Raw genomic sequence first — 17728 nt, forward strand, 5'->3', positions numbered from 1 at the left:
ACGCCTAGGAGCTGCAGCATGCCCATCGCATCCCCGGAGAAGTACGCCGAGATGATCGACGCCGCCAAGAACGGCGCCTTCGCCTACCCGGCGATCAACGTCACCAGCTCCCAGACCCTGAACGCCGCCATCCGCGGCTTCGCCGAGGCCGGCTCGGACGGCATCATCCAGGTCTCCACCGGCGGCGCCGCCTACTTCTCCGGCTCCTCCGTGAAGGACATGGTCGCCGGCTCGCTGGCCTTCGCCGCGTTCGCGCGCGAGGTCGCCAAGAAGTACTCCGTGAACATCGCCCTGCACACGGACCACTGCCCCCAGGACAAGCTCGAGGGCTTCGTCCTGCCCCTGCTGGACGCCTCCGAGGCGGAGGTGAAGGCCGGGCGCGACCCGATCTTCAACTCCCACATGTGGGACGGCTCCGCCGAGACCCTCGAGGAGAACCTGCGGATCGGCCGCGAGCTGCTCGCGCGCACCCACGCCAACAAGCAGATCCTCGAGGTGGAGATCGGCGTCGTGGGCGGCGAGGAGGACGGCGTGGCCCACGAGATCAACGAGAAGCTCTACACCACCGTCCAGGACGGCATCGCCACCGTGGAGGCCCTCGGCCTCGGGGAGCACGGCCGCTACCTCACCGCGCTGACCTTCGGCAACGTGCACGGCGTCTACAAGCCGGGCAACGTGAAGCTGCGCCCGGAGATCCTGCAGGAGATCCAGCAGGCCGTGGGCGAGAAGTTCGGCAGGGAGCGCCCGTTCGACCTCGTGTTCCACGGCGGCTCCGGCTCCGCCGCCCAGGAGATCGCCGACTCGGTGGAGTACGGCGTCGTGAAGATGAACGTGGACACGGACACCCAGTACGCGTTCACCCGCCCGGTGGCCGGGCACATGTTCGAGAACTACGACGGCGTCCTGAAGGTCGACGGCGAGGTCGGCGACAAGAAGCAGTACGACCCCCGCGTGTGGGGCGCCAAGGCCGAGGAGGCCATGGCCGCCCGCGTGGTCCAGGCCTGCACCGAGCTGAACTCGGCCGGCAAGAGTATCGGCTGACCCCGCCGTCCGCCGCGCCGGCCCGCACCCTCGCGTGAGGGTGCGGGCCGGCGTCGTCCTCAGCCCTCCCGCTCCTCCTGGGCCTGGAGGAACTCGAAGACCTCACGCTCGTCCACACCGGGGAAGGTCTGCGTGGGCATGGCCGCCAGCAGATGCGCGTGCATGCGGGCCGCGGGCCACACGTGCCCGCCCCACGCGGCCTCGAGCTCGGGGTCGGGGCGGCGGCAGCAGCGCGGATCCGGGCACGTGGAGGTGACCCGGTGGCGGGTGTCCGCGCCGCGGAAGTACCGAGCATGCTCGAACGGGGTGCCCACGGAGAGGGCGAACAGTCCGTCGGGGCCGTTCTCGATCATCGAGGTGCACCAGAACGTCCCGTTGGGCGAGTCCGTGTACTGGGCGTGGGCGCGGAACCGGTCGTTGCGGGAGAACGCCTGCCGTGCGCCCCACTTCCGGCACGCCTGCTGGCCCTCGATCGCACCGGTGTGGTCGGCGGGGAACACGATCCCGTCATTCTCGTAGGCCTTGTGGATCACCCCGGTCTCGTGGACCTTCTGGAAGTGGCAGCGGATGCCCAGGTCCACGGTGGCCAGGTTGGTGAACCGGTGCGCGGCGGCCTCGTAGGAGACGCCGAACGCGTCCTTCAGGTCGTCCACGGACAGGTCCCGGCGCTTCTGGGCGGCCCGCAGCAGCGACGACGCCGCCCGCTGCGGCATGAGCAGCGCGCCCGCCAGGTAGTTCACCGCCACACGCTGGGCGAGGAAGTCCTCGTAGTCCCGCGGCTCGCCGTGGCCCAGGACGGCGGCGGCGAGGGCCTGGAGCACCACGGTGCGGCGGTCGTGGTCCGAGGAGCGGGAGCCGCTGATGTGGATGCGCCCGTGCTTGAGGTCCGTGACGGAGCGCGTGGAGTGCGGCAGGTCCGGGACGAAGCGCAGGGTGAAGCCGAGGTGCTCGGCCAGCTCCGAGACCGCGTGCAGGCCCAGCGGCCCGCCCGTGTGGCCGATCGCGTCGAGCAGCCGATGCGCCTCGGCCTCGAGGTCGGGGTAGTGATTGTCCACCGCGCGCATCCGGGCGCGCAGCTGGGCGTTGGCGCGGCGCGCCTCCTCGGGGGTGGCGGCCTGCTCCTCCAGGCGACGGCGCAGCTCGGCCTCCAGCCCCGCGATCACCTCGAGGACCTCGGTGGGGGTGCGGGGCCCGATGCGCAGCGGCGGCAGGCCGAGGGAGGCGTAGTGCTCCGAGCGCGCGAACCGTTCGACCTCGATCTCCAGTTCGGCCCGCCGGGTGGGGGCCCGGCCGGTGAGCAGGTCCTCGACCGGCACGCCCAGGACCTCCGCGATCCGCTGGACCAGCGAGAGCCGCGGCTCGCGGCGGGCGTTCTCCACGAGGGACAGGTGGGAGCCGCTCACTCCCGTGCGCTCCGCGAGCTGGTCCAGGGTGAGGCCGGCCTGCTTGCGCAGGTGCCGGACGCGGCGGCCCAGCGCGACGGTGTCCACGGTCGCGCTGTCCTCGGGAAGCGGGCGGGTCATCATGCGCGGAACTGTAGACGGAACCGGGGAGGAGATCACGTGTGACGGAAAGAAAGTCACATTCTTGACAAGCGGGGGGCCGTTGTCGTGACCCAGACCACACCGGGGCGCAAGGACCGTCACGTTCTGACCCAGTGGCAGGAACAGCCGGAGTTTCCACCGATTTTGTGCTCCAGAGGGCCTTGCCCGGGGCCAAGGTGGATGTCAACGGCAGCGACGGACACGTCGCACCGAACCCCTCACCGAACCGGACCGATCCTCAGGAGGACGTCATGACCACCCAGCCCCACCACTCCACTCCCGCCTCCGCCGAGCAGCTCCAGCACGACTGGGAGCACAACCCCCGCTGGGCCGGCGTCGAGCGCAGCTTCACCGCCGAGGACGTCGTCCGTCTCCGCGGCCGGATCCAGGAGGAGCACACGCTGGCCCGCCGCGGCGCCGAGAAGCTGTGGACCCAGCTGAAGGACGAGAACGCCCGCGGTGATTTCACCAACGCCCTCGGCGCCCTCACCGGCAACCAGGCCGTCCAGCAGGTCAAGGCCGGGCTGCGCGCCATCTACCTCTCCGGCTGGCAGGTCGCCGCGGATGCCAACCTCTCCGGCCACACGTACCCGGACCAGTCCCTGTACCCGGCCAACTCCGTGCCGCAGGTGGTGCGCCGCATCAACAACGCCCTGCTGCGCGCGGACCAGATCGAGCACGCCGAGGGCGTCAGCAGCGTCGAGGACTGGCTCGTGCCGATCGTGGCCGACGCCGAGGCCGGCTTCGGCGGCCCGCTCAACGCCTACGAGCTCATGAAGTCGATGATCACCGCCGGCGCCTCCGGTGTCCACTGGGAGGACCAGCTGGCCTCCGAGAAGAAGTGCGGCCACCTCGGCGGCAAGGTGCTCATCCCCACCGGCCAGCACATCCGCACGCTCAACGCCGCCCGCCTGGCCGCCGACGTCGCCGACGTGCCCAGCGTGATCATCGCCCGCACCGATGCCGAGGCGGCCACCCTGATCACCTCGGACGTGGACGAGCGCGACGCCGAGTTCATCACCGGTGAGCGCACCGCGGAGGGCTTCTACAAGGTCCGCAACGGCGTCGAGCCCTGCATCGCCCGCGCCAAGGCCTACGCCCCCCACGCGGACCTGATCTGGATGGAGACCGGCACGCCGGACCTCGAGCTGGCCCGGAAGTTCGCCGAGGCCGTCAAGGCCGAGTTCCCGGACCAGATGCTGGCCTACAACTGCTCGCCGTCCTTCAACTGGAAGAAGAACCTCGACGACGACACCATCGCCAAGTTCCAGCGCGAGCTGGGCGCCATGGGCTACACCTTCCAGTTCATCACGCTGGCCGGCTTCCACGCCCTGAACCACTCGATGTTCGACCTGGCCAAGGGATACAACGAGCGCCAGATGTCCGCGTACGTCGAGCTGCAGGAGCGCGAGTTCGCCGACGAGGCCCGCGGCTACACCGCGACCAAGCACCAGCGCGAGGTCGGCACCGGCTACTTCGACGCCGTGTCCACCGCCATCAACCCGGACAGCTCCACGGTGGCCCTGGCGGGCTCCACGGAGTCCGGCCAGTTCCACTGATCCGCTCAGCCGAGACCGCGAGGAGGCAGTCCCATGAGCCCGCAGACCACGACCCCCACCCTGCACGAGATCCATGCCGACGACGTTCGGGAGCACACGCCCCTGCCGCATGACGTGAGCACCCAGGCCATCCCCGTCGTCATCCCCGAGGGCGCCGCCCCCGTGGTGACCGTCCACGGGCCGGTCGACGGGCGGCAGGCCGAGATCCTCACGGACGAGGCGCTGGCGTTCCTCGGCCGCCTGCACCGGCTGGCCGAGGACCGCCGCCGGCGGCTGCTCGAGGAGCGGGAGTACACCCGGCGCCGCATCACCGACGGCTGGAACCCGCACTACCTGCGGTCCACCCGCCGGGTCCGCGAGGACGACTCCTGGCGTGTGGCGCCGCTGGCCCCCGGCCTGCAGGACCGCCGCGTGGAGATCACCGGCCCCGTGGATCGGAAGATGACGATCAACGCCCTCAACTCGGGCGCCTCGGGCTGGCTCGCCGACTTCGAGGACTCCTCGACGCCGTCCTGGGACCGGATGCTGGACGGGCAGGTCAACCTGTTCGACGCGATCCGCGACCAGATCGACTTCACCTCCCCCGAGGGCAAGGAGTACCGGCTGCGCGAGCGCGAGCTCACGGACCGGCCGACCATCATCGTCCGCCCGCGCGGCTGGCACCTCCTCGAGGACCACATCCGCGTGGACGGCGAGCCGATGGCCGGCGCCCTCGTGGACTTCGGCCTGTACTTCTTCCACAACGCCGACGAGCTGATCCGCCGCGGCCACGGCCCGTACTTCTACCTGCCCAAGCTCGAGTCCCATCTCGAGGCGCGGCTGTGGAACTGCGTGTTCGTGGCGGCGCAGGACGAGCTGGGCATCCCCCAGGGCACCATCCGGGCCACCGTGCTGATCGAGACGATCACCGCGGCGTTCCAGATGGAGGAGATCCTGTACCAGCTGCGCAACCACGCCGCGGGCCTCAACGCCGGCCGCTGGGACTACATCTTCTCCATCATCAAGAACTTCCGGGACCGCGGGGCCGAGTTCGTCCTCCCGGACCGCTCGGAGGTGACCATGACCCAGCCGATGATGCGGGCCTACACGGAGCAGCTGGTCCGGGCCTGCCACCGGCGCGGCGCCTCGGCGATCGGCGGCATGTCTGCCGTGATCCCGGACCGCCGGAACGAGGAGGCCAACGCCGCCGCGCTGGAGAAGGTGCGCGCGGACAAGGCCCGCGAGGCCGGCGACGGCTTCGACGGCTCGTGGGTGGCGCACCCGGACCTCGTGCCGGTCGCCCGGGAGGAGTTCGACGCCGTGCTCGGCGAGGCCCCGAACCAGATCCGCACCCGCCGCCGCGAGGACGTGGTGCCGGACGAGGCCGCCCTGCTCGACGTCGCCGCGACCACGGGCTCGGTGACCGAGGCCGGCGTGCGGATGAACATCGAGGTCGGGATCCGCTACATCGAGTCCTGGCTGCGGGGGAACGGCGCCGCCGCGATCCACGGACTCATGGAGGACGCCGCCACGGCGGAGATCTCCCGGTCCCAGATCTGGCAGTGGGCACACAACGGCACCGGTGTGCAGCTGACCGAGGGCGGCGTGCGGACCGCCAACCGCGGCTGGATGGAGCAGCTGATCCGCGAGGAGCACGCTCGGATCCTCGCCGGCCCGCTGCCCGAGGGCCACCGGTTCGAGGACGCGGTGCGCGTGTTCTGCGAGTCGGCCCTGCCGCCGGAGTACCCGGCGTTCCTCACCCTGGGCGCGTACCGCCGGCACTTCGCCGGTCAGGACGACGCCGCGGCGAAGGCCTGATCCGCCGGGCCCCACGACGACGGCCGGTCACCTCACGAGGTGACCGGCCGTCGTCGTGCCGGGTGTCAGTCCCCGGACGTGGAGGGGGACGGGGAGGCCGAAGCCGACTTCGTCGGTGACGGGCTGGCCGACGCCGAGGCGGACGCCTCCGCGGCCCGCTGGGATTCGGCGGCCTCCCGCGCGGCGCCCTGGAACGGCCGCGGCGGCTGGCCGGGGGCCACGGGGCCGGGGGCGCCCTCGGGGCGGTCGATCGTGGACTGGTTGTTCAGCAGCTCGTCGGGCACGCGGCCGGTGGGGATCTCCCGGGCCTGGGCCAGGGTCTCCTCGTCCATCTGCGCGTTCAGGAAGAACGGCGAGCTGAGCTTGATGACCTCCTGGAAGTCCCCGGCGTCCTTCAGCACGGTGTCCGCGAGGTGGTCGCGGGTCTCGGTGACGAGGGTGGTGCTCTGCGCGACCGGCGAGTTCTTCACCTGGGTGAGGCCGCCGTTGGCGTCGCCGAAGCCCTCCATGGAGCCCATGGTCACGGAGACCATCTCGCTGCCGTCCTCGGAGCAGGCCCACGCGGTGCGCTGGGGCAGCAGGGGGGCGCCGTCCTGGCCGCCGACCATGCCGGGGCGCAGCAGGGCGAGCAGCCCCTTGCCGGTCTTCGGGTCGAACGTGTACTCGTCCGCCACGGCGGCGGGCTCCTCCTGGCACCACTCCAGGCGGGAGCCGTCGAGGTTGTGCTGGTAGTGGACCTGCGCCAGGGGCATGCCGGGGCTGTACTCGAAGTAGCCGTTGTAGACGCAGGTGAGGAACTCGTGGGTCTCGTCCTGCGAGGCGAACAGCTGCACGATCTCGATGTTCGAGCTGTCCGGGATGTGCGTGGCGACGGCGTCCAGGGTGCGCTGGTCCAGGACGTCGCGCGTGCAGTCCATCACGGAGACGGTGTCGTTGCGGACCGCGGCCGTGTTCTTCCAGGCCTCGGTGGCGGCGCCGTCCTTGATGCCCGGGCCGACGGTCTCGAACGCCTGACGCGGCTCGGCGCGCGGGGTGCCCTCGGCGGACTCCGACGCGAGGGCCTCACGGACGCGGGACGCCGCGGCGGACGCGGGGTCGGTGGGGCTCTCCGTGGCCGAGCCGGCCGCGGCCGAGGCCGCCGATCCGCTGGGCGCCGCGGCGGTCGACGAGGCGGGCTCACCGGACTGGCCGGCCGAGCCGCAGCCGGCCAGGGCGAGGGCGAGGGCGGCGACGCCGACGGCCAGCGGGGCACGGCGGCGGGCGGGCGCGGGGTGGGTCATGGAGGCTCCTTCGACGGCATCGGCGGCCCGGCCCCGGGAGCGTGGGGCTGCGGACGGACGCTGCGCCTACGGTACCGGACCGTCCTGGACGCGGGGACGGCGATCCGTCCGGCGTCCGGCGCCGTCGATAGACTCGGCCGCGACCGCATCGTCCGCGAGGAGAAGAGGCATCCCATGTCCGAGTCCCTGATCGGCAAGAACCTGATGGAGCCGCCGGCCACGCGCCTGCCGGAGGAGCCGGAGGTGCTGGCCCGGCTCGAGGCAGGTGACCTGCCCGAGGACATCGTGCCGGTGGCGCCCGAGTCCTCCCTGGTGTGGGCGCTCATGGCGGAGGACGCGTGGGCCGAGGGCCGGACCGTGGACTCCTATGCGTACGCCCGCGTCGGCTACCACCGGGGTCTGGACGCGCTGCGCCGGGCGGGGTGGCGCGGCGCCGGCCCGGTGCCGTACGCCCACGAGCCCAACCGCGGCTTCCTGCGCGCCCTGTACGCGCTGGGCCGCGCGGCCGCCGGGATCGGGGAGTCCGAGGAGGTCGAGCGCATCCGCACCTTCCTGCGGGACTCGGACCCCACGGCCGCAGAGCAGATCGAGGCCGGCCAGGGCCGCGCCCGGGGCTGAGCGGGGCCGTGGCCAAGCTCTACTTCCGCTACGGGGCCATGAACTCCGGCAAGTCCACGGGCCTGCTGCAGGCCGCCTTCAACTACGAGGAGCGCGGCCAGCGGGTGCTGCTGGCCAAGCCGGAGGTGGACGTGAAGGGGGAGGGCGACGTCGTCTCCCGCCTCGGTGTGACCCGCGCCGTGGACTTCCTCGTCCCGGCGGGCGCGGACGTGCGGGAGCTGTTCCGCCGGCACGCCACCGGTGACGACCCGGACGCCCTCGTGGGGCACGTGGAGGCCCCGCCCGTGGCGTGTCTGCTCGTGGACGAGGCACAGTTCCTCGAGCCGGCGCAGGTGGACGACCTGCTGCGCATCGCCGTGCTCGACGGCGTCCCCGTGATCGCCTACGGACTGCGCACCGACTTCCGCACCCGCTCCTTCCCGGGCTCCGCGCGGCTGCTGGAGCTGGCGCACTCCCTCGAGGAGCTGAAGACCATCTGCCGGTGCGGCCGGAAGGCGGTGTTCAACACGCGCAAGGTCGTTGACCCGGCCACGGGCGCCGAGCACTTCGTGTTCGAGGGGGACCAGGTGGCGATCGACGGTGTCCAGGTGACCTACGAGTCCCTGTGCGGCACGTGCTACCTGGCGGAGTCCGGCGGTGCCCTGGGCTGAGGCGGCCATTGCCAGGCAACTGCCAGGCTGCGTGACGGCTGCGCCCATGCTCGGTTCGTACGGTGGAACCACTTCATCGAGGTGCGAGTGATGAAGGTGCGAGTGATGACAGGCGAAGGGCCCCGGTGATCCCGGGGCCCTTCGTCTGTCCTGCCACGTCCGGCATCGGCCGATCGGGTCAGAGCGAGACGAGCAGGAGCGTGCCGCCGAAGACGAGCCCCGACGCGAGCAGCACGACCGTGGTGTACCCCAGGATGTCGCGCATCTTCAGCCCGGCGATCGCCAGAAGGGGGATTGCCCAGAACGGCTGGATCATGTTGGTCCACTGGTCGCCGTAGGAGACGGCCATGATGGTGATGGCCGGGTCCACGCCGAGCGCGTCGCCGGCCTGGAGCATGATCGGGCCCTGCACGGCGAACTGTCCGCCGCCGGAGGGGACGAAGAAGTTCACGAGGCCCGCGGCCAGAAATGCCAGCAGGCCGAACGTCACCGGGTTCGAGATCGCCACGAAGGCGTCCGAGAGCACCGCCACCAGGCCGGTGGTCGTCATCATGCCGAGGATGCCCGCGTAGAGGGGGAACTGCAGCAGGATCTCGCCCACGTTGGACGCGGCCGACTGGGTGAGGCCGATCAGCTCGTGCGGGCTGCGCACCAGCAGCAGGATCAGCGCGAGGAAGGACCAGTTGACGATGTCCAGGGTGAGGGTGCCGCCGCCGACGAAGTGCATCACCAGATAGACCACGAGCATGGCGCCCACGAGGAGCGTGGGGACACGGGAGGCGTCGAGGCGGTCCGCCGGCGTCTCGATCTCCGGTGCGGGCACGGCGTCCTGGTCCCGCGCGTCGATCTCCAGCTCCACGATCCGGTCCCCGGCGCGCGGGGCGACGAGGAACAGGGCCAGGGCCACGACGAGCACGGTCACCACGGCGGCGGTGATGTTCCACCAGGAGAAGGTGGTCTCCGAGACCGGGACCGTCCGGCCGTCCAGGCTCTCCGTGAGGAACGAACCGGGGGTGGCGGCCGTCAGCGGGCCGGAGCCCGAGTACCCCATGTGCCACACCACGAACCCGGAGAACCCGGCGGCCACCAGCATCGGGAAGTGCAGGACCAGCCCGCGCTCACGGGCCTGCGCCGCGACCTCCTTGGCCAGCAGCGCACCGACCACCAGGCCCAGGCCCCACGTGATGAGGGAGGCCGCCGCCGCCACCACGAACACGAAGATGTAGGCGGCCAGGGGCGTGCGGGGAATGCTGGCGAGCCTGGCGAGCAGACGGCGCACCGGGCCGGTGTTCGCCAGGATGTGTCCGAGCATGAGCACGAGCGCCATCTGCGTGATGAACGCCAGCAGTCCGGACAGACCGTCACCCCAGCCCACGACGACGTCGGCCGGCCCGGCCGGAGTGAGCAGCAGGCACAGGGCTGCCACCGCGAACGTGAGCACGATGGTGAACACGAGCGAGGACGGGATGAACCGCTCCATCGTCGTGTTCAGCGGGCGCATGGCGCGGCTGAAGAACGTGCCCTCGCGGGCGGTACGGCCCGAGGGTCCGGGTGTGGGCGGACGTGTGGACGTGGCGGACATGAGGCTCCTGTTCAGGGTGAGAGGCCACGGCGAGAGTGATGTGGATCACTCTAGGCGCTCGATCGTCGTGGGCAGGGCCTGGGCCACGTCTCTGGCCGGGCGCTAGACGACGAGAGTGCGTCGGCGGTCGATTCCCCAGCGGTCGACGACGTCGTGGCCCGGCTCGGCCGGGTCACCCGGAATCTGTACGCGAGCGTGGACGAGCTCACCGACAAGGGATGCACCGTACGGGTCTCGACCGAGTGGGATCACGGTGCCCAGGCCCGGCACTTCCCCCGTAGCCGGACTCATGCTCGGCATCAAGGCCGCATTCGCTGAGTTCGAGCGTCGAAGGATCAAGGAGCGTCAGGCCGAAGGGATCGCCCCAGGGTGTGTTGCCCCCTTCCAGGCGCTGCTGTCGATGGCCCTTCCGTCTCCGCTCTGGTGGAGTACGGCTCTGGTGAGAGGGCCACGCGCTCTCGGTGCATGGCATGACAGGGTCTCAAAGTCAGGGCTCCCCGGGCATGCATGAACAGGTCCGGCTCCGGTACTCTTCTTGCATGACTCTTCTGACGGTGGGGGAGGCCGCCGAGCGCCTCAAGGTCTCCGACCGCTATGTGCGGCGCCTCGTCGAGGACGGTGATGTGCCGGCCCGCCGCCTCGGAGAATCCTGGTTCATCGATGAGCGTGCCCTGGCCCGTCGTGCCCGCAGGGCGCCGGGTATCGGCCGCACCTGGGCTCCGCGGACCGCCTGGGCCGCCGTCGACCTCCTTGCCGGAGGAAACGGACGGGCCTTCCTCGACCAGCCGCGGATCTCCCGTCTGCGCTCCCGGCTGCGAACGCTCACCGCTGCCGAGATGCACCGACTGGCTGAGAACAGGGCCCGGCCCCACCGGTTCCACGCCTCGCCTCGAGCCCGAGCCAAGCTCGCCGACGTTCTCGTGCCCTCGGGGGTGTCCGCCCTGGATCAGTCGGATCTCGCCCGCCGCTTCGGGCTCGCCGCTGTCGAAGGGAACCAGCGGGAGGAGGGCTATCTGCTCGGCGACCTGGAGGCTCTCCAGTCGCGGCTCCGCCTCGACGCCTCGGCGGCGGGGGAAGTGGTGATCCGACACATACCTGCCCCCGTGGATCCCTCCGCCCTGCTTCGCACTGAAACAGTCGTGGCGCTGGACCTCATGGACTCCGACGACGTCCGTGAGCGGGCCGCCGGGCGGGAGGCCCTCGATCGACTGTTGCATCGTGTCTGAGCCGCGTCACCTGAGCGTGGAGGACCTCCTCGGATGTGAGGCGGGCCTCGGCGCTGGAGATGGCCTAGGGCGTGTCTGAGAATGGCTCCAGGGACCCGCTGAGATCCGGGGAGCCATGTCCCGGTTCCAGGTCGTCTTCGACGCCCGATCGGAGCTGATCGCCCCGCTGCTCCAGATCGCACGGGCCGGCAGGGCCGGCCCTTCTCGGATGCCCGCACGATGGTCGAAGCGATCATCTACCGGTGCAGGTGCGGGACTCCGTGGCGGGATCTGCCCGAGGTCAACGGGCCCTGAGAGGCCGCGTGGATCTGACATCGACGCAGGGTGTGGGCACTGGTCTGTCCGGGGGCTGACTCGAGGACTTTTGTTCGTACCCTGTCTGTCATGGCCACCCCTCTCCTGGAGCTCGCCGCGAGTCGAGGCGTCTGCTTCCCGCTGCGAGCCCGCCGGCTGACCCTCACCCCGTTCCGGGGTCTCGATGCACCCGCCGTGTGGAGCTTCTGCCGTCTCGAGCAGGTGTGGTCGTGGACCTCCGGCCGCCCGGAGAGTGAGAACGCGCTGCGCGAGTCCTACCTCGGGGCGGGGGACCGCCTCACCGTGCGGGCCGGAGACGTCATCGTCGGTGTCGGGAAGGTCGCGGTGCAGGACGCGTGGAGTCAGGGCGGCCCGCGGGAGGAAGCCCGGGACGCCCAGGCCGAGATCGGCTGGACGATCGATCCGCGCCAGGCGGGGCAGGGCTATGGCACGGAGCTTGCTCGAGCCCTGCTGGGCTTCGCGTTCAACGATCTGGGTGTGCGACGCGTGGAGGCTCATGCCTTCGCGGACAACGCCCCGAGCCTGCGCATCATGGAGAAGGTGGGGATGCGTCACGAGGGCACGTTCAAGGAGGAGTCTCTGCATCTCACGCGCGGCTGGGTGGATGGCGCCACCTACGCGATGCTCGCCTCGGAGTTCCATTCGCCCCTTACGCAGGAGTGATCCCGCCGGCCGGGACCGCATGATCTGCCGCTCCGCCTCCGAGGGCCGTGTGCCAGCATGGGGCTGTGAGCCGGGTGGGGAATGAGCGTGAGTGGCGGTGGCGCATCGGTGTGGCGTCTGCCCTGGTGGGTTCGGCCGGTGTGTTCGCGGGACTGCGGCAGGATCTGGGACTGGGGTGGGGTTTGACGCTGGTGGCCTCCACGGCCCTCGGGGCGATGCTCGCCTTGCGAGGGGTGCATCACCGGGTCGAGGCGGAGCGGGCTCGCCGCAACGTGTTCTACGCCGGAGCCGGCTCCACCGCGTGGGTGATGCTGCTGATGGGGGCCGCGGTCATTCCGGGGCTGGTGCTGAACGTGATCGACGACGCCGGCGTCCGGGCGGTCGGGGCCGGTGTGCTCGGCGCGACGCTCGCTGCCGCCGCCCACGGCATCCTCGCGGCGACGACGACGCTCGAGGAGCAGCCCCGGCCCGAGCCGGTCCCTCTGGACCGGCGCAGGCGCTGACGTCGGGGTCATGGCCCCCCGCTCCTGAACACTGTTCAATGAACACTGTTAGAGTCCCTCGGGTCAGACCCGCCCGGGGCCGAGCCCCGCCCACCGGAGAGGCCCGCATGACCGCCACCCAGGACGCCGCCGCCGTCGACCCCCGCCCCGCAGACGCCCTCGACCCCGAGGCCCTCGTGGACCGCATCGAGGCGGGCCACCGCCTCACCGCTGACGAGGCCGTCGCTGTGCTGGACGCCCCGGACGCGGACACGTTCCGCATCGTCGCGGCGGCCTCGCGCCTGCGCGAGAAGCACTTCGGCCGCACGGTCAAGGTCAACTACCTGGTCAGCCTCAAGACCGGCCTCTGCCCGGAGAACTGCACCTACTGCTCCCAGCGGCTCGGCACCGAGGCCGAGATCCTGCGCTACACGTGGCTCAAGCCGGAGGAGGCCGTCCGCCAAGCGGGCCTGGGCATCGCCGGCGGCGCCTCGCGCGTGTGTATGGTGGCCTCCGGCACCGGTCCCACGGACCGCGACGTCGACCGCGTGGCCGGCATGGTCGGCGACCTCAAGGCCCAGCACCCGGACGTCGAGGTGTGCGCGTGCCTCGGCTTCCTCAAGGACGGTCAGGCCGAGAAGCTCAAGGACGCCGGCGTCGACGCCTACAACCACAACCTCAACACGGCCGAGTCCCACTACGAGTCCATCTGCACCTCCCACACCTACGAGCAGCGCGTGGACACCGTGCAGCGTGCCGGCGCCGCCGGCCTGTCCTCCTGCAGCGGCCTGATCGCGGGCATGGGGGAGACGCACGAGCAGCTCGTCGAGGCCGTCCTCGCGCTCCGCGACCTGGACTCCGACTCCATCCCCGTCAACTTCCTCATGCCCTTCGACGGCACCCCGCTGCAGGGCCACCAGCAGCTCACGCCGCTCGAGTGCCTCCGCATCCTCGCCATGGTCCGCCTGGCCTGCCCGGACAAGGAGCTGCGCATCGCCGGCGGCCGCGAGATGCACCTGCGTTCCCTGCAGCCGGTCGGCCTGCAGGTGGCCAACTCGATCTTCCTCGGCGACTACCTCACCTCCGAGGGCCAGGACGCCGAGGCGGATCTGCAGATGATCGCCGATGCCGGCTTCACCGTGCTCGGCGCCGAGGAGCGTGCGCAGCAGGCCGCGGCCGACGACGGCGCCCCGGCGGGCTGCTGCGGCGGGGGTTGCGTCGGAACCCACGACAACAGCAAGAATGGTGCGGCGGCAACGCCAAGCAAGCCCGTCCTTCGTCGCAGAGGGGCTGGCACAGGAGCGGCTGCGAATGCATGAGTGTGCGTGCGTCGGTGATTCACTGTTCCGCTGATCGGGAGCGATGCACCCGACGGTAGTCACTTTTCCGGTTTTGTGCAGTAGGATGAGGGGGTCGGAAGGAGCCAACCATGGTGGCAGGCGCGAAGTCTTTCAGCTCAATTCAGCCCTCTGTCCCTGCCGCCGAGAGGCTGGCGGCCCTGGGTCTGGATGTCGAGGTCCTCAGCGATTCTCTGATGAGTGGCGTCCAGGGGGCTCGGAACGTCTCCCCGCATCATCCGGTCACAGCGCGGGGCTACATCCTCTGGGCAGACAGCGTCGGGGCTTTGCGCAGTTCCCTGACGGCGAGGGGATGGATCAACGACGACCGCCTCAACGTTCCTCGCGTCGTATCTCCCGACGGAGAACACGCCCTGGTCATCATGGGAGGGAACGACAGCACTGGGCGTTCTCTGGACTTCGCGCCTGGGCTCGCGCGACGGCGGGGACCTGCCACTCATCGAGCGGTGGAAGTGAACGGCCAGCTGGAGCTCTTCAAGTGGGGCGCTACGCCTGCGACTGATGACATCAGGACCTGGGTGTTGCTGTATCGATGGTCGCGCGCGGAGCCTGTCATCCGGGCGGAGCTGTCTCTCCCCTCCCGCATGGACAGGGGTGACGTCGTTGCCTGGAAGGAACGGATACTCCTTCCGGAGATTTCCCTGGACCAGTTCGACCTCAGCGACTTTGACGTGATCGCAGAGGATGACGTCTACTTCGGAATTAGTCAGACGTCATGAGCCTCGAGCCCTCACGAATCGTACGGGCGAGGCGGCGGGCAGGGATTTCGAAGAAGCGCTTAGCGGATCTGATCGGGGCAACCCCGCGGACAATCTCCAACTATGAGACGCGGGGCGCGCCTGATGCACTTGCTGCAACCCTTGCTGACGTGTTGAACGTTGATCCCACATTTTTCTCTATGCCCGCAACTTCTCCCCTTGAAGAAGATCGAGTCTTCTTCCGTGCGCGTCGGCGAACCAGCGCTGCCGTTCGGCATGCTGCGTCTGAAGCGGGGCGAACAGGTGTGGAGTTTTATTCGCTCATTGCCGAGCATTTCAAGTTGCCCGAGGTTGACCTCCCAGATCTGGTCGGCATGGGGCCAGCGATCGCCGCTCGTCAGCTGCGGGCCCACTGGAAGGTGGGGGCTGGGCCGTTGCCCAACCTAATCCAGTTGGCCGAGTCGCGAGGCCTTCGTGTAATGAGTTTACCCGGAACCACAGATGAAGTTGACGCCTTCAGTGTGTGGGAGAAGGGAGTTCCTTACATCTTCCTGTCTCAGCGGAAGACGGCCGAGCGTTCTCGATTCGATCTTGCCCATGAGATCGGGCATTTGGTCTTGCACTCTGGCCTGGGTAACGGGGACAGCGTCGAGAGAGATGCAGAGCGAGAGGCCGATGCCTTCGCCTCGGAATTCCTTCTCCCGGGTGAAGTTTTGCGTGGAGCAATGCCGCGACAGCCCTCCACGGAGGCGGTTCTCAAGGCCAAGGTGTCATTTGGCGTTTCCGCGATGGCCATGGCTTACGCACTGTTTCGCAATGGATTGCTCTCTGAGTGGGCGCATCGGCAAATGTGCATAGACCTGACTCGGCGTGGTTATAGGTCGAGCGAGCCAGGTGGTATCCACCGTGAGACATCCCGAGTTTTTGGTCTGACCCTTTCTTTGGCTCGTCAGAGGCTGGGCCTTGGCACCGAGGAGATTGCTCAGGCACTCGGCGTATGTCCCCAGGAAATACACGAACTAACGTTCGGTCATGCGGTGACGCCTGTGGCGAGCGTGGGCGGCTCTTCGGCGGCCCCGGAGCCGGGGCCCCGGCCCTCCCTCCGCGTAGTCTGACCCAGTTAAGTTGTGTGAATGTTTGGGGACAAAGTTTTTGATTCGGGCAAGTCCTCCGAGTTGATAACTGTTTCAAGATCGCGCGTCAAAACGCGTGCATCGGGAGAGCCGGCCGACTCCGGAGCCGGCCGCAGGATCGGCTAGCGTGGGGCCGCCCGACACCGCCCCGGCCGCGCCCCGCGCAGGAGGACCGTCATGACCGACGAGCAGGACGCCGCGGACGGACGCGCCGGCGTCCCTTCCTGGCGCGCCATCGCCGACCGCATCAGCGCCGAGCACCGCGCCGGGGACGACGGGCCGATCGACGAGGTGGACCCCGCCGACTTCGACCTCGACGAGGACTGCTGCCTCGGCGGCTGCTGCGCGAAGGGCCTCGCCTACCTGGACGCCGTCGAGCGGGCCGCCGCCCGCCGGGCCCGCCGCACCCGCGCCTGAACCCCCGGACGGACGGACAGGAGGACAGACGGCACCGCGCCGGCCGCCCCGGATCGACGGGGCGGCCGGCGCGGTGTCCGGCGGGTGCTCGGTCAGGCCGAGCCGGCGCGGCTCAGACCGAGGCGCTGACCATGTTCTGCTCGAAGAACGCCGTGATCTCCTCGCGCGCGCTCAGCGGCAGCACGTGCGCCACGTACATGTCCGGGCGCTGGATGATCAGCGCGCCGCCGCGGTCGATGCCGCGCGCCTCGAAGATGTCGTCGGCCAGGTCCGCCGCGAACACCACCTCCTTGTCCGTGAGCTGGTACGGGCCCATCTTGGGCAGGAACAGCGCCGGCACGTCGGCCAGCTCCACCTCCTGGTAGGGCTGCTGGTAGACCACCTTCGCGTCGAACACGGAGTTGAGGTCCGCGCTCTCGGGGGTGAAGCGGCGCACCGGGGAGTCGGGGGAGTCCGCGAGCCAGTCCGCCAGCTCCCCCACCGCGGTCCGGTCCTCGTCCGCGAAGGCGTAGAGCCGCCACCGGCCGTCCGCCTCGAACAGGTGCCCCAGCTGGCGCGGGGACGTGTCCGCCACGCGGCGCACCGCGGCCGACTCGAACCGCTTGCCGATCGGGACCCCGGCGGCCAGCGCCTGATGCGTGTCCTCGCCCGTGACGGACGACGCCGGGTACTGCGTGGCGAAGCCGTTGGGGAACTCCGCGTTGTCCTTGTAGAAGCGGCCGACGGCCTGGGGGTCCTCGAGCTCGTCGGGGCGCTTGGACATCATCCCCTCCCAGGCCTTGTCGAACTCGATGAGGTTCTCCGCGATCTGCTGCCGCTCCTCGGAGTAGGTGGCCAGCAGCGAGGCGTCGCTGCGGCCCTCGAGGACCTGGCCGAGCTTCCAGGCCAGGTTCCAGCCGTCCTGCATGGATACGTTCATGCCCTGGCCGGCCTTGGCGGAGTGGGTGTGGCAGGCGTCGCCGGCGATGAACACGCGCGGATTCCGCCGCCCGACCTCGGCCGGGGGGCGTCGTCGATGCTGCCCAGGGACACGTAGAAGCGCGCGAGGAAGCCGCCCTCGCGGGGGATCAGCAGGATCGTGCCGTCCTTGTCCGACTGGATGCCGCACTTCTGGCGGTTGTCCGGGAAGTCGGTCTCGAGCAGGACGTCCATGACGGACCAGGCATGGGCCGAGGGGTCGCGCACGACCTCGATGCCCGTGCAGTCGCGGACCCGGCTGCGCGATCCGTCGCAGCCCACCACGTACTTGGCGCGCACCGTGCGCTCCTGCCCCTGCGGGCCGCGCTCGGCGTACTCGGCGAAGTAGTCGATCACGCGGGCCTGGTTCACGATGAGGAACGGGAACTCACTGACCGCCGTCGTCGG

The 17728-nt window shown here is 70.1% G+C and carries 14 protein-coding genes and 3 pseudogenes; 13 read left to right on the plus strand and 4 right to left on the minus strand.

Translation table 11 applies throughout. The annotated features are described in order from the left end of the window. The first annotated feature begins 18 nt into the window (after positions 1 to 18). Positions 19 to 1041 carry a class II fructose-bisphosphate aldolase gene (gene fbaA / locus G6R13_RS05555; RefSeq protein WP_095695227.1) on the plus strand — a complete coding sequence of 341 codons (1023 nt, stop codon included), beginning with the start codon at positions 19 to 21 and terminating at the stop codon, positions 1039 to 1041. Between the two features lie 59 nt (positions 1042 to 1100). Here the strand turns inward: fbaA and G6R13_RS05560 are convergent, their stop codons facing one another. Continuing rightward, positions 1101 to 2567 carry a helix-turn-helix domain-containing protein gene (locus tag G6R13_RS05560; protein ID WP_078025969.1) on the minus strand — a complete coding sequence of 489 codons (1467 nt, stop codon included), beginning with the start codon at positions 2565 to 2567 and terminating at the stop codon, positions 1101 to 1103. A gap of 269 nt (positions 2568 to 2836) precedes the next feature. Here G6R13_RS05560 and aceA point away from each other — a divergent pair, with 269 nt between their 5' ends. Together aceA and aceB are read left to right on the plus strand one after the other, a co-directional pair. Further along, on the plus strand, positions 2837 to 4144 hold the full coding sequence (aceA, locus tag G6R13_RS05565; protein ID WP_119217599.1) for an isocitrate lyase: 1308 nt from the start codon (positions 2837 to 2839) through the stop codon (positions 4142 to 4144). Between the two features lie 33 nt (positions 4145 to 4177). Beyond that, a complete protein-coding gene (gene aceB / locus G6R13_RS05570) occupies positions 4178 to 5941 on the plus strand; it encodes a malate synthase A (RefSeq protein ID WP_080772563.1) in 1764 nt (587 codons plus the stop codon). Between the two features lie 65 nt (positions 5942 to 6006). On the opposite strand, the gene G6R13_RS05575 is transcribed toward aceB, so the two are convergent. Beyond that, positions 6007 to 7221, minus strand: coding sequence for a hypothetical protein (locus tag G6R13_RS05575; protein WP_036341081.1), 1215 nt, complete (start codon positions 7219 to 7221; stop codon positions 6007 to 6009). Positions 7222 to 7395: 174 nt separating this feature from the next. On the opposite strand from G6R13_RS05575, the gene G6R13_RS05580 reads away from it, so the two are divergent. Both G6R13_RS05580 and G6R13_RS05585 read left to right on the plus strand, forming a co-directional pair. Beyond that, entirely contained in the window at positions 7396 to 7839 is a 444-nt protein-coding gene (locus G6R13_RS05580) for a DUF3151 domain-containing protein (RefSeq protein WP_078025967.1), read from the plus strand. A gap of 8 nt (positions 7840 to 7847) precedes the next feature. Continuing rightward, positions 7848 to 8489, plus strand: a complete 642-nt coding sequence (locus tag G6R13_RS05585) for a thymidine kinase (protein ID WP_010079593.1) — start codon at positions 7848 to 7850, stop codon at positions 8487 to 8489. Between the two features lie 178 nt (positions 8490 to 8667). On the opposite strand, the gene G6R13_RS05590 is transcribed toward G6R13_RS05585, so the two are convergent. Then, positions 8668 to 9990 carry a TIGR00366 family protein gene (locus G6R13_RS05590; protein ID WP_044658673.1) on the minus strand — a complete coding sequence of 441 codons (1323 nt, stop codon included), beginning with the start codon at positions 9988 to 9990 and terminating at the stop codon, positions 8668 to 8670. Positions 9991 to 10342: 352 nt separating this feature from the next. Between G6R13_RS05590 and G6R13_RS12280 the strand changes: the two are divergent. From G6R13_RS12280 to G6R13_RS05635, 8 genes and pseudogenes are all read left to right on the plus strand, one after another. Next, positions 10343 to 10435, plus strand: a pseudogene (locus tag G6R13_RS12280) (recombinase family protein); the annotation flags it as partial. Positions 10436 to 10610: 175 nt separating this feature from the next. After that, positions 10611 to 11297 (plus strand): helix-turn-helix domain-containing protein, encoded by a 687-nt coding sequence (locus G6R13_RS05600; protein ID WP_020626743.1) that lies wholly within the window; start codon positions 10611 to 10613, stop codon positions 11295 to 11297. Between the two features lie 115 nt (positions 11298 to 11412). After that, positions 11413 to 11576, plus strand: a pseudogene (locus G6R13_RS05605) (transposase); the annotation flags it as partial. 105 nt (positions 11577 to 11681) lie between these two features. After that, complete coding sequence (locus G6R13_RS05610; RefSeq protein ID WP_240335707.1) at positions 11682 to 12275, plus strand: GNAT family N-acetyltransferase; 594 nt, start codon at positions 11682 to 11684, stop codon at positions 12273 to 12275. Between the two features lie 191 nt (positions 12276 to 12466). Continuing rightward, the gene (locus tag G6R13_RS05615; RefSeq protein WP_240335712.1) at positions 12467 to 12778 is read left to right on the plus strand and encodes a hypothetical protein; all 312 of its coding nucleotides are present in this window, start codon (positions 12467 to 12469) and stop codon (positions 12776 to 12778) included. A 107-nt stretch (positions 12779 to 12885) separates the two neighbouring features. Continuing rightward, complete coding sequence (gene bioB / locus G6R13_RS05620) at positions 12886 to 14076, plus strand: biotin synthase BioB (protein WP_163721181.1); 1191 nt, start codon at positions 12886 to 12888, stop codon at positions 14074 to 14076. Positions 14077 to 14186: 110 nt separating this feature from the next. Beyond that, the gene (locus G6R13_RS05625) at positions 14187 to 14834 is read left to right on the plus strand and encodes a hypothetical protein (RefSeq protein ID WP_036384361.1); all 648 of its coding nucleotides are present in this window, start codon (positions 14187 to 14189) and stop codon (positions 14832 to 14834) included. A gap of 1289 nt (positions 14835 to 16123) precedes the next feature. Next, entirely contained in the window at positions 16124 to 16363 is a 240-nt protein-coding gene (locus G6R13_RS05635; protein WP_036384417.1) for a hypothetical protein, read from the plus strand. Positions 16364 to 16475: 112 nt separating this feature from the next. Here G6R13_RS05635 and G6R13_RS05640 read toward each other — a convergent pair. Next, positions 16476 to 17722, minus strand: a pseudogene (locus G6R13_RS05640) (FAD-dependent monooxygenase); the annotation flags it as partial. Positions 17723 to 17728 lie beyond the last annotated feature (6 nt).

The sequence above is a fragment of the Micrococcus sp. Alg238-R198 genome, assembly GCF_900537135.1.
Taxonomy (GTDB): Bacteria; Actinomycetota; Actinomycetes; order Actinomycetales; family Micrococcaceae; genus Micrococcus; species Micrococcus luteus.

Coding starts and splice junctions, on each gene's coding strand:
- aceA (WP_119217599.1), top strand. CDS start 2,837: ATGACCACCCAGCCCCACCACTCCACTCCCGCCTCCGCCGAGCAGCTC.
- fbaA (WP_095695227.1), top strand. CDS start 19: ATGCCCATCGCATCCCCGGAGAAGTACGCCGAGATGATCGACGCCGCC.
- G6R13_RS05600 (WP_020626743.1), top strand. CDS start 10,611: ATGACTCTTCTGACGGTGGGGGAGGCCGCCGAGCGCCTCAAGGTCTCC.
- G6R13_RS05580 (WP_078025967.1), top strand. CDS start 7,396: ATGTCCGAGTCCCTGATCGGCAAGAACCTGATGGAGCCGCCGGCCACG.
- G6R13_RS05610 (WP_240335707.1), top strand. CDS start 11,682: ATGGCCACCCCTCTCCTGGAGCTCGCCGCGAGTCGAGGCGTCTGCTTC.
- G6R13_RS05635 (WP_036384417.1), top strand. CDS start 16,124: ATGACCGACGAGCAGGACGCCGCGGACGGACGCGCCGGCGTCCCTTCC.
- G6R13_RS05625 (WP_036384361.1), top strand. CDS start 14,187: ATGGTGGCAGGCGCGAAGTCTTTCAGCTCAATTCAGCCCTCTGTCCCT.
- G6R13_RS05590 (WP_044658673.1), bottom strand. CDS start 9,990: ATGCGCCCGCTGAACACGACGATGGAGCGGTTCATCCCGTCCTCGCTC.
- G6R13_RS05560 (WP_078025969.1), bottom strand. CDS start 2,567: ATGATGACCCGCCCGCTTCCCGAGGACAGCGCGACCGTGGACACCGTC.
- bioB (WP_163721181.1), top strand. CDS start 12,886: ATGACCGCCACCCAGGACGCCGCCGCCGTCGACCCCCGCCCCGCAGAC.
- G6R13_RS05575 (WP_036341081.1), bottom strand. CDS start 7,221: ATGACCCACCCCGCGCCCGCCCGCCGCCGTGCCCCGCTGGCCGTCGGC.
- aceB (WP_080772563.1), top strand. CDS start 4,178: ATGAGCCCGCAGACCACGACCCCCACCCTGCACGAGATCCATGCCGAC.